General features: G+C 55.5%; 11 protein-coding genes. 4 read left to right on the forward strand and 7 right to left on the reverse strand.

Going from position 1 to position 11,221, the window contains the following annotated elements:
• Positions 1–1,608: SLC13 family permease (locus QZ197_RS07105; RefSeq protein WP_296431172.1), on the forward strand; the 1,608-nt coding region annotated here is incomplete at its 5' end.
• 93 nt (positions 1,609–1,701) lie between these two features.
• Entirely contained in the window at positions 1,702–2,454 is a 753-nt protein-coding gene (locus QZ197_RS07110; RefSeq protein WP_296431173.1) for a YebC/PmpR family DNA-binding transcriptional regulator, read from the forward strand.
• 59 nt (positions 2,455–2,513) lie between these two features.
• Here QZ197_RS07110 and QZ197_RS07115 read toward each other — a convergent pair whose 3' ends face one another.
• Together QZ197_RS07115 and mgtE are read right to left on the reverse strand one after the other, a co-directional pair.
• A complete protein-coding gene (locus QZ197_RS07115; RefSeq protein WP_296431174.1) occupies positions 2,514–3,056 on the reverse strand; it encodes a 5-formyltetrahydrofolate cyclo-ligase in 543 nt (180 codons plus the stop codon).
• Positions 3,053–4,426 carry a magnesium transporter gene (gene mgtE, locus QZ197_RS07120; RefSeq protein ID WP_296431175.1) on the reverse strand — a complete coding sequence of 458 codons (1,374 nt, stop codon included), beginning with the start codon at positions 4,424–4,426 and terminating at the stop codon, positions 3,053–3,055. The genes QZ197_RS07115 and mgtE overlap by 4 nt, the downstream gene beginning before the upstream one ends.
• 100 nt (positions 4,427–4,526) lie before the next feature.
• On the opposite strand from mgtE, the gene guaD reads away from it, so the two are divergent.
• A complete protein-coding gene (gene guaD / locus QZ197_RS07125; RefSeq protein WP_296431176.1) occupies positions 4,527–5,819 on the forward strand; it encodes a guanine deaminase in 1,293 nt (430 codons plus the stop codon).
• Here guaD and QZ197_RS07130 read toward each other — a convergent pair.
• The 4 genes from QZ197_RS07130 to QZ197_RS07145 all read right to left on the reverse strand — a co-directional run bounded on the left by QZ197_RS07130 (position 5,816) and on the right by QZ197_RS07145 (position 8,947).
• On the reverse strand, positions 5,816–6,295 hold the full coding sequence (locus QZ197_RS07130; RefSeq protein WP_296431177.1) for a CAP domain-containing protein: 480 nt from the start codon (positions 6,293–6,295) through the stop codon (positions 5,816–5,818). The two genes, guaD and QZ197_RS07130, sit on opposite strands and share 4 nt — an antisense overlap.
• Positions 6,296–6,362: 67 nt before the next feature.
• Positions 6,363–7,703: an 8-oxoguanine deaminase gene (locus QZ197_RS07135; protein ID WP_296431178.1), complete on the reverse strand. Its 1,341-nt coding sequence runs from the start codon at positions 7,701–7,703 to the stop codon at positions 6,363–6,365.
• Positions 7,696–8,505, reverse strand: a complete 810-nt coding sequence (locus QZ197_RS07140) for an inositol monophosphatase family protein (RefSeq protein ID WP_296431179.1) — start codon at positions 8,503–8,505, stop codon at positions 7,696–7,698. The genes QZ197_RS07135 and QZ197_RS07140 overlap by 8 nt, the downstream gene beginning before the upstream one ends.
• Before the next feature lie 70 nt (positions 8,506–8,575).
• Entirely contained in the window at positions 8,576–8,947 is a 372-nt protein-coding gene (locus tag QZ197_RS07145; protein ID WP_296431180.1) for a helix-turn-helix transcriptional regulator, read from the reverse strand.
• Between the two features lie 276 nt (positions 8,948–9,223).
• Between QZ197_RS07145 and QZ197_RS07150 the strand changes: the two genes are divergently transcribed.
• Complete coding sequence (locus QZ197_RS07150; protein ID WP_296431181.1) at positions 9,224–10,183, forward strand: NADPH:quinone oxidoreductase family protein; 960 nt, start codon at positions 9,224–9,226, stop codon at positions 10,181–10,183.
• Here QZ197_RS07150 and QZ197_RS07155 read toward each other — a convergent pair.
• Positions 10,173–11,051, reverse strand: coding sequence for a LysR family transcriptional regulator (locus QZ197_RS07155; RefSeq protein WP_296431182.1), 879 nt, complete (start codon positions 11,049–11,051; stop codon positions 10,173–10,175). The genes QZ197_RS07150 and QZ197_RS07155 overlap by 11 nt on opposite strands.
• Between the last annotated feature and the right edge of the window lie 170 nt (positions 11,052–11,221).

An 11,221-nucleotide genomic window follows, 5' to 3' on the forward strand; every position in this document is an offset into this window, starting at 1 on the left:
GCGCTTGCCAACCCCGCGCCGTGGACGATTGCCGCGATGTTCATCATCGTCGGCGCCTTGGTGCGCACTGGCGCTTTGAATGCCATGACGCAATTAGCCGAACGTCAGGCCAAGATTAGCCCTGCGCGCGCCATCGGTGGCAGCTTGGTATTCGTGGCCTTCGCCAGTGCGATCATGAACAACACCCCGTTGGTCGTCGTGATGATTCCCGTCTTTGTGCAGCTTGCTCGCAGCTTGGGAACGTCGGCATCAAAACTACTGATCCCGCTTAGCTATGCGGCCATTGTCGGTGGCACAATGACACTACTGGGAACATCGACGAACTTGCTAGTCGATGGGGTGGCTCGGGCATCGGGACTGCGGCCCTTTGGTATTTTGGAAATTCTGCCGATTGGTCTGGTCGTTGTCACATGGACCTTTACTTATCTTTATTTCATGGGGCCGCGCCTGCTGCCTGATCGGCAAAGCATGGCCACGATGCTATCTGACCGCTCCAAGAAAAAGTTCTTTTCCGAGGCCGTGATCCCCCCTGACAGCAACCTGATCGGGCGCGAGGTTTCGGGTGTGCAACTGTTCAAACGCGACGGCGTGCGCTTGATCGACGTTGTGCGCGGTGACAAATCACTGCGCCGCAATATGAAGGCAGTGACCTTGCAGGTCGGCGACCGCGTTGTTTTGCGCACCGAAATGGCAGAACTGCTATCCTTGCAACAGAACAAGGAACTGCGCCGCGTCGACCAGCTTTCAGCCGTTGAAACAGCAACTGTTGAAGTGCTGATCACGCCAAACTGTAAAATGGTCGGACGGCGTTTGGGCAGCATGCGACTGCGGCGGCGCTATGCGGTTTATCCGTTGGCGGTACATCGGCGCAACGCCAATATCAGCCAACAAATTGACGATATCATTGTGCGTGTTGGCGATACTTTGCTGCTTGAAGGCGCACCCGAAGACATCCAGCGCCTTGGCGAAGATATGAATCTTGGCGATGTATCAGAGCCATCGCAACGCGCTTACCGTCGCGAACGCGCACCTGTTGCAATCGCAGTCTTGCTTGGGGTTGTGATCTTGGCCGCCCTTGGTGTGGCCCCGATCCTGATGCTGGCGATGATTGGCGTGACATTGGTTCTGATGACACGCTGCATTGATGCAGACGAGGCGTTTTCCTACGTCGATGGGCGGCTGCTGGCGCTTATTTTTGCGATGCTGGGCGTCGGGTCAGCGCTGCAATCTTCCGGTGCCGTGGGCATCATTGCCGATACATTATCGCCTGTGATGCTGGTCATGCCTCCGTTTTTTGTGGTGCTGTCAGTCTATCTGCTTTCCAGCATTCTGACCGAACTGGTGTCAAACAATGCAGTCGCAGTTGTGATGACGCCCATCGCTATCGGCTTAGCCAGCGCCTTGGGCGTTGATCCCCGCCCCTTGGTGGTTGCTGTTATGATCGCGGCAAGTGCAAGTTTTGCCACCCCTATAGGCTACCAAACCAACACACTGGTCTATGGACCTGGCGGATATAAATTCACCGATTTCCTAAAGTTCGGCGTGCCGTTAAACCTGTCGCTGGCCCCGATTGTGTCGTTCTTCATTCCGTTCATCTGGCCGCTTTAGGCAAACGCTTGCCCTATTGCACGCGGGGTTGCAGGGCGACCTGTGCATGCCGTATAGATGCGCGGAATTACACCAAGGTAGATGAGGAATCCGATGGCTGGCCACTCCAAATGGGCGAATATTCAGCACCGCAAAGGGCGTCAGGACAAACTGCGCTCTAAGCTGTTTTCAAAGCTTGCCAAGGAAATCACTGTGGCCGCCAAAATGGGCGACCCGGATCCCGATAAAAACCCGCGTTTGCGGATGGCTGTCAAAGAAGCGAAATCCAGCTCTGTGCCTAAGGACGTAATTGATCGCGCGATCAAGAAATCCCAAGGTGGCGACGCTGAAAACTACGACGAAATCCGCTATGAAGGCTACGGCCCCGGCGGTGTGGCCGTCATCGTCGAAGCGATGACCGATAACCGCAACCGCACCGCATCAACCGTACGGTCGACATTTTCAAAAAGCGGCGGCAACTTGGGCGAAACAGGGTCTGTCGGTTTCATGTTCGACCGCACAGGCGAGGTGATTTATCCAGCTAATGTGGGTGATGCAGACACAGTCATGATGGCCGCAATCGAAGCAGGCGCTGACGACGTACAAAGCGATGATGAAGCACATGTGATCTATTGCGCAGACGTCGATTTGAACGACGTGTCCACGGCGCTGGAAGCCGCGCTAGGTGAAAGCCAATCCACCAAGTTGATCTGGAAACCCAACATGACAACCGAGTTGGATGTTGAAGGCTTGACCAAACTGATGAAACTGCTGGATACGTTAGAAGATGACGACGATGTCCAGCGTGTGACAGCAAATTTTGAGGCCTCTGATGAGGTCATGGCGGCATTCGCAGAGAGCGACTAGGGGCGCTGCCCCACTGCCCCTGCGGGGCAGTCCCCCGAGGTGTTTAAGAACAGAAGAAGTTAAGGTGTGATAATGCCTTGCTCTGTCACGATCAGATCGAGCGTTTGGTCTGTCGGTTCAAGTGGCAAGTCTTGATCCTCTTGGGCGAAGTAGGCAAATCCGATGGCCATCGTTGGTTGAGTGGCACGCAGCTTTTCAAGTGTACGGTCATAGAACCCACCACCATATCCCAATCGCCCGCCAGAGCGGTCAAAGGCGACTAGCGGAACAACGACGATCTGCGGGATCATCCAGTCGCCTGATGCGGGGATCTGCGCACCAAATTCGCCTGAAATCAGGTCGCAGTCAGGCTCCCACAGACGAAACAGCAAAGGCTGGCCTGCGCCCATGATCACAGGCACACCAACCGGTCCGTGTGCTGCGGCTTCTTCCATTGCGGCGGTCGGGTCGATTTCCGTGCGCATTGCCATGTAGCCTGCCATCGGAACGCCGCGATACCCCGCCAGAACCTCGCTGAGGTATCCCGCGGCTGCGGCACCGAGCTGATGCGCCTGCTTGCGACGCGCAAAGGCTGCTTGCCGTGCCGCAGATTTATCCATCATAACAACCACATCGCCGCAAGGCCCAAGAACGCAAAGAAGCCCACGACATCAGTGACCGTCGTTACAAACGCACCAGACGCAAGGGCCGGGTCCACACCCATTTTTTCTAACAAAACGGGGATACCAGTGCCTGCAAAACCGGCGACGACCATGTTGATCACCATGGCCACCGCAATCACGGCCCCCAGCATCGGCGAGCCAAACCAAACGACGCCGACAATCCCCATGACGACTGCAAAAATGCCCCCGTTTATAAGACCTACAAGAACTTCACGGCGGATAACGCGCCACATGTTGGCCGTCGTCAAATCACGTGTTGCCAAAGCGCGCACGGCGACGGTCAGTGACTGCGTGCCTGCATTACCACCCATCGAGGCCACGATGGGCATCAAGACAGCCAAGGCGACAAGCGTTGCGATTGTTTCTTCAAATAGCGAGATCACCAAGGAGGCGAAAATCGCGGTAACAAGGTTCACAGCCAACCAGGGAAAGCGTTGACGGGTTGTTTCAATAACCCGGTCCGACAAGCTGCCTTCGCCGACACCGGCAAGGCGTAAAATGTCCTCTTCGGCTTCTTCTTCCAGAAATGCCATGGCATCGTCGATAGTAATGACACCCACAATGCGCCCATCATCATCGACAACAGGTGCGGTGATCATGTGGTAGTGGTTGATCGCTTGCGCGACTTCTTCGACATCTTGCGTGACGTGGAAGGTACGGAATGTGTCTTCGGTCAAGTCGCGCAACGGTGTGGCGCGGGCATGGCTGAGGATACGGCCCAAAGTTACATAACCCAAAGCCTTCAGGCGCGGATCAACCAAGATAATATGATAGAACTGGTCCGGCAGAATGACATCAGAGCGTAGGTAGTCAATCGCTTCGCCCACGGTCCAGAACTCTGGCACGCGCACCAGCTCGGACTGCATGTGACGGCCGGCTGATTCCTCTGGATAGGTAAGTGCTTGTTCGACAACAACGCGGTCGCCTGCGTCCAGAGCATCAAGCACAGCCTCTTGCTGTTCATCGCCCAAGTATTCGACCAGATCGACAACGTCGTCGCTTTCTAGATCGCGCACCGCTTCGGCCAATTCGGCCGGAGCAAGCTGTGAAATGACCTCTGCGCGTAGGTTCTCGTCAAGCTCTGATAGCACATCCCCGTCAAGGTCGCCGGGCCATACCGTCAACAACTCGCGACGATCGCGCGCATCAACCTGTTCCAGCAAGTGGGCGACGTCGGCCGCGTGCAAGTGATCAAGCAAGGCGGTTAGAACTTCACCTTGCCCAGCCGCGACAGCCGCCATCACCTCGGCAACCAGGCGATCAGTGATGCCAAATGCTTCTTCGTTGGTGTCGTTGTCGATCTCTGCCATAGCAAACCCCCGCTGTCGGCAAAGCATAGTCAATCACTGCGGGCGTACAACGTGCATTTCAGTGATTTACCAACTTCGCTTGGGGCCATATGTAAAGGGAATGATACAGCAACTGCTTCTTGGTCAAACTTTGGGTTTTTCTGGCAATCCGCTAACGGGGGACTGGCAAGACACCATACAGTTTAACAGCGCGGGCGGCGTTTTGATTGCTAACGGGCGCATTGTTGCAATCGGCGATGGTGTCGACCTAATTGCGGCTCATCCGTTGGCCAAAGTTACTGACTATGGCGATGCCTTGATCACCGCCGGCTTTGTCGACGCGCATATGCATTATCCACAGACCGGAATGATTGCGAGTTGGGGCAAGCAGCTGATTGACTGGCTGAACACGTATACGTTCCCCGAAGAATCCCGCTTTGGCGACAAAGCCTATGCTGATGACGTTGCTGGCCGCACGCTTGATCTGGCACTGGCACATGGCACAACGACGCTAACCAGTTTTTGCACAATCCATCCGCAAAGTGTGGATGCGTTTTTCGAGGCAGCCGCCGCACGCAACATGGCCGTAATCGCAGGGAAAACCTGCATGGACCGCAACGCGCCTGATACCCTGCGGGACGATGCGAAATCCGCCTATGATGATAGCAAGGCGCTCTTGCAAAAGTGGCACGGTCAGGGCCGCGCGACCTATGCAATCACACCGCGGTTTTCGCCGACTTCAACACCGGATCAACTGGCGGCATTGGGTGCCCTTTGGGCGGAACACCCTGAATGCCTGATGCAAACGCACCTGAGCGAGCAGCTTCCTGAAATCGCATGGGTTCAAGAGTTATTCCCCGACGCACGCGATTATCTGGATACCTACGAAGCATTCGGTCTGCTGGGAGAACGCGGCCTATACGGCCATGCGATCCACCTAAAGGACCGCGAGATTACAAAGCTGGCAGAGGTTGGGGCCGCAGTCGTCCATTGCCCCACTTCAAATACATTCATTGGATCGGGATTGTTTGATTTGATGGGTTTAGCCAAAGCGACAGTATCGGTCGGCTTGGCCACAGATACCGGCGGCGGATCATCGTTTTCGATGCTGCGTACGATGGCGGCCGCTTACGAAATCGGACAGTTGCGCGGGACGGCTCTGCATCCGGCACAATTGATGTGGTTAGCCACAGAAGGGTCAGCCGAGGCATTGAAAATGTCTGGCGAAATTGGCCACCTTGGCACAGGTGCTGTGGCCGACATCACCGTTCTGGATTTGGCTTCAACCCCTGCAATTGCACAGCGCAGCGCGCGGGCGACAGACATCTGGGACGCGCTTTTTCCCACCATCATGATGGGCGATGATCGCGCGATCAAAGATGTCTGGATTGCAGGGCAACGCGTGCTGCCCTAGCAGCCGGATGACAATTTCATAACCCAAGTGTCACCGACGCGACCAAGCCCATATTCGGTATATTGTGATCCTAATAAATTTCTACGGTGACCGGCCGAATTTTGCCACGCTGCAAATACTTCAAGTTCGGACCGCTGTCCTTGCGCGATGTTTTCAGCTCCAAACCGTATTGCACAGCCCGCAGATGCAGCGCGTGCCACGAGACCATCCCCGTTGGGACCACCTACGGAGCTGTGCGAAAAATAACCGCGCCGCTCCATGTCTGCCGCATGCGCCGTTGCCGCGCGCGCAAGCAATCCATTGTTCCGGATCGAAGACAACCCTTGGCTGGCACGAGACGCATTCAGAGCCTCGGCAAAACCGGTAGCGACCGGCGCTTGCACCTCTGAGTTTCGCAGCGTTGGACCGGTCTGTTTTGGCGCAGACCCACAGGCCGTGACTGCGACTAAAAACAATGCGATAAGTCCGGTCTTCATGGCACGTCCCTTTTGCTGTTCGATACGCATGAGCATACCCACAAAAATGACGGAAATGGGACGATCCTTAGCCTTCGGCGAGTTTTCGCGCCAAATCGTTTTGCCGCGTAATCGCCTTGCACATATCGATGGAGGTCATACGGCCTTCGGCCACGATCTGCCGGCCCTCGACAAAAAGCGCGTCCACTTTGGTTGGACCTGCCAGCAACAAGGCTGCGGGGTCCCACGATCCTGCATTTTCAATCCCGTTGGCATCCCACACTGCAATATCAGCGCGCATCCCGACGGCGATCTGTCCGCAATCATCACGGCCCAGCACCTGCGCGCCGCCCCGTGTTGCGATCTCGAGCGCTTCGCGCGCCGACATCGCATCGGCACCGCTTTGCACCCGCTGGAGCAGCATGACCTGACGCGCCTCGGCAGCCAAATTACCAATGTCATTGCTGGCCGAGCCGTCAACGCCCAAACCTACCTTTACACCTGCGTCACGCATCGCACGGACCGGCGCGATCCCTGACCCCAACCTGCAATTCGAACACGGACAATGTGCAACGCCCGTGCGCGAGCGCGCAAAAAGATCAATCTCTTGCGCGTCGAGCTTTACACAATGCGCGTGCCAGACATCGTCACCTGTCCAGCCAAGGTCTTCGGCATATTGCCCTGGACGGCAGCCAAACTTCTCTAGTGAATAGGCGATATCTTCATCATTTTCCGCCAAATGCGTGTGCATCATGACGCCTTTGTCACGGGCCAACAGGGCCGCATCGCGCATCAGATCCCGAGACACCGAAAATGGGCTGCACGGGGCGACACCGACACGCACCATCGCGCCAGGCTTGGGATCATGAAAAGCGTCGATCACACGGATGCTATCATTCAAGATTGCGGCCTCATCCTCGACCAGTGCGTCAGGTGGCAAACCACCGTCGCTTTCGCCAATGCTCATCGCGCCTCGGGTTGCATGAAAGCGCATCCCGACTTCGTTTGCAGCAGCAATCGTGTCATCCAAACGCGCACCATTAGGGTAAAGATACAGATGGTCCGACGTCAGCGTACAGCCAGATAACGCCAATTCGGCAAGACCGATTTGCGCCGAGACAAACATTTCTTCTGGCCCAAAACGTGCCCAGATCGGATACAGCCGTTGCAGCCAACCAAACAAAAGCGCGTCCTGCGCACCTGGCACAGCGCGGGTCAGTGTTTGGTACAAGTGGTGGTGTGTGTTCACTAAGCCAGGCGTCACAATCTTGCCCTGCGCATTGAAGACATCACATCCTTCAGCGGGCAAACTATGTCCGATTGCCGAAATGACACCGTCTTTGATCAAGATATCTGCGCCAAGTAATTCGCGGCGTGTGTCATCCATCGTCAGCATGACATCTGCATTCTTAATCAGTAAGTCAGGCATCAATCTGTCCCTTCAAAATAGCAAGCGCTTCAGCGTGGATTTGCGTATTCGCAGCCGCGATCACCCGTCCACCGTCATGCGCAGGTTCGCCTTGCCAATCAGTTACGATCCCCCCTGCCGCTTGGATAACCGCAATAGGGGCTTGGATATCATATGCGTTCAACCCTGCCTCGATCACCAAATCCACCTGACCCGCGGCCAACAGGGCGTAAGCATAGCAGTCCATGCCATAACGGGTTAATTGCGCTTGGGTGGCGACAGCTTGAAAAGCGCGCCGGTCAATGTCTGCACCAACTTCTGGAAAAGTCGTCATGACTGTCGCATCGCTTAACGCACGGGCCGGACGTGTCGCGAGTATTGCTTTGCCCATCGGGCCGTCGACCGATGCGATCCCGAAACCGCCGACGAAACGCTCTTGAATGTAGGGTTGATCAATAATTCCGAAAAGCGGACCTTTTGCATCGGAGATCGCAATCAAAATACCCCATGTGGGTGTCCCGCTGATATAGCCGCGCGTCCCGTCAATTGGATCAAGAACCCAAGTCAGGCCAGAGGTCCCCGTCTTATGACCGAATTCCTCGCCTAATATACCGTCGTCGGGGCGTAATTCGGCGAGCAGTGCGCGCATGGCTTGTTCGGAATCGCGGTCGGCCACTGTCACCGGATCGAAACCTGCGCAGTCCTTGTTGTCAGCTGTCAGTCCCGACGCGCGGAAATGTGCCAAAGTGACCGGTCTGGCCGCATCGGCAAGCGCGTGAGCGACACTCATCAGCTCCGCTTGGGTTGTTTTATCTACAGGCATTATCTGGTCCTCGCGCTGCACCGCATCTACCATTCGCGGTAACGCGGCGCGGCAACCGAGGTCAAGCGCGCTAAGCGGCTTCGCTGAGGACGCGGGCCAGATCGAACAGGCGACGGCGCTGGTTTTCCGGGATGGCGTAGTAGGACCGCAGCAATTCAAGCGCTTCCTTGTCGGTCAGGATATCGCCTGGCATGTCTGACGTGCTCGCGACTTTTGGGGCATCGTCATTTATGCCTTCGAAGAAGAAAGAAACGTCTACATTCAATACCTTAGATATATCCCACAGGCGCGATGCGCTGACGCGGTTCATACCTGTTTCATACTTTTGGATCTGCTGGAACTTAATACCAACGGCTTCTGCAAGCTGCTGCTGGGTCGTGCCATTCATCCAACGACGATGGCGAATACGTTTGCCAACGTGGATATCTACGGGGTGTTTCATTGTTACTTCCTCACAATCAATAAGCCCATCCAAGTATTGAACCCAGGCTTTTCTAGCGAAACGTGGATGCCGATTTGGGCGATCCGTACTCTTTGCAAGTTGAGCAAAACAACAATAGCACAAAACACGCAACGGTTGCAGCCCATGTCCTGACCTTAAGGACAGGTTCAACCCGTCACTTTTCTGGAAATGGCAACAATTCCGCCCCTTTTCCTACGGCGTGTTTATGCCATAGTAGGTCAAAAGAACCTCATGATTTCAAAGGAACAGCAAGATATGCGCGCATTTCAGGTGACCTCTTTCGATCAACCCGCAAAGATAGAAGAGCTGCCTGATCCTGTTCCCGCAGCAGGCGAAGTCTTGCTGAATATCGCGGCTTGTGGGCTGAATTTCGCTGATCTGTTGATGGCGAAGGGCAGTTATCAAGATACGCCACCGCCCCCCTTTACCCTCGGGATGGAGGTTTGCGGCACCGTGATCGCACTTGGCCCCGATGTCGACGGCCCTGCGATTGGCACACGCGTAGCGGTCTTTGGCGGGCAAGGCGGCATGGCCGAAAAAGGAGTGTTCCCCGCCGCACTTTGCCGACCGGTCCCTGATACGATGGATGACGCGACTGCTGCGGGGTTTATGGTCGCTTACGGAACCTCGCATCTTGCACTGACCCGGCGCGCACATCTGCAAAAGGGTGAAACACTTTTGGTTTTGGGCGCTGCTGGCGGCGTTGGCCTCACGGCTGTCGAAGTCGGCAAGGCGATGGGCGCGAAAGTGATCGCGGTCGCACGTGGCGCTGACAAGTTGGCAATCGCGAAATCTGCCGGTGCAGACTTTCTGATCGACAGTGCGACCCAAGATATCAAAGCCGAAGTCAAAGCGCTTGGCGGCGCAGATGTCGTCTATGACCCCGTCGGTGGCGATCCGTTCAAAGCAGCCCTTGGGGCCTGCAACCGCGAAGCGCGCGTGATTGTGATTGGTTTCGCCAGTGGCGATGTTCCGCAAATTCCCGCAAATATCATTTTGGTCAAGAACATCACCGTGATTGGCTTCTATTGGGGCGGTTATCTGAAATTCAACGCCCCTGCCCTGACCGATAGCCTTGCCGAATTGATGGCATGGCATGCCCAAGGACGGTTGCGCCCGCATGTCAGCCACCAGATCCCGCTTGCCCAAGCCGCTGATGCGCTAGCGTTACTGCGCAGCCGCAAATCGACTGGCAAAGTCGTCGTTATGCCGTAACCAACTGCGGCATGACCGGCGGTGATGCATAACAACGCTGAATGATGTCTGCCATCGCGGCACTTGGGTGATCTTCGGGTTTCAGGACATAAAGGTTGATGTTTTGTGGCTTGAGCGTCGGCAAGAGACCGCCGTGATCAATCACTTCCGAATGCGGCGGCAGGCTGCCTTTTAGCGCCACGTTCACTGCCAAATCCGCACTCACAGCTGCTTCGACCGCGTTGTCCATTTCTGAATCCACAGCCATATGCCAGCTGATCCCGTCATCGTTAAGCGCCTGAAGAACGCCACTGCGAAAAATACAGCTCGAGCAAAATGCAATTGGCAACGGTTGTTTGCGCCATGACTGACCGTCGACCGCCCCAACCCATTGCAACGGAAGCTGCACCAAGGCGCGCCCGCCAGATCCACAGGTTTCTTCGGTGGTCAGGATCAAATCAACCTCGCCGCGACTGAACATGCTCAACAGTTTGCGTGTTGGCGCAGAAATGAGACGGACTTGCATGCGCGGAAATTCAGCTGCGAACCGCTTGAGAACTGCAGGCACGACTGGATAGATGATGTCATGGGGCACGCCGAGTTTTAGCTCGCCCTCGAACTCTGTTGCGGTCAGACGGTTCAGAACCTCATCATTGATTTTGAGCATATTACGCGCATAGCCCAGTAATTGTTCACCTGCGGGGGTCAGCCCGATTGTCCGCGCAGAGCGATCCAAAAGAGCAAGGTTGAGCGATTCCTCTAGCCGCTTAAGCTGCATCGAAACCGCCGATTGCGTCAGGTTCAAAATACCCGCCGCACGAGTGACCCCGCCCGCATCGGCCACCGCCACAAAAGAGCGCAGTGCAGTCATATCCAAATTTCGTGCCATATCACAATCCTTGATATCAAAATTCAATAACATTCATTTTCATTATGTATGACCTCACCCTATGTATCAAGCATGGAAATAAGAAACACCTCATACATCACGAAAGGGAATGATATGACCTTCGCAATAAACAACACACACGTCCGGTCCTCTTGCCAGCCAAAGCGCAT

This window comes from Yoonia sp., from assembly GCF_017854415.1.
In the GTDB taxonomy this organism is placed as follows: domain Bacteria; phylum Pseudomonadota; class Alphaproteobacteria; order Rhodobacterales; family Rhodobacteraceae; genus Yoonia.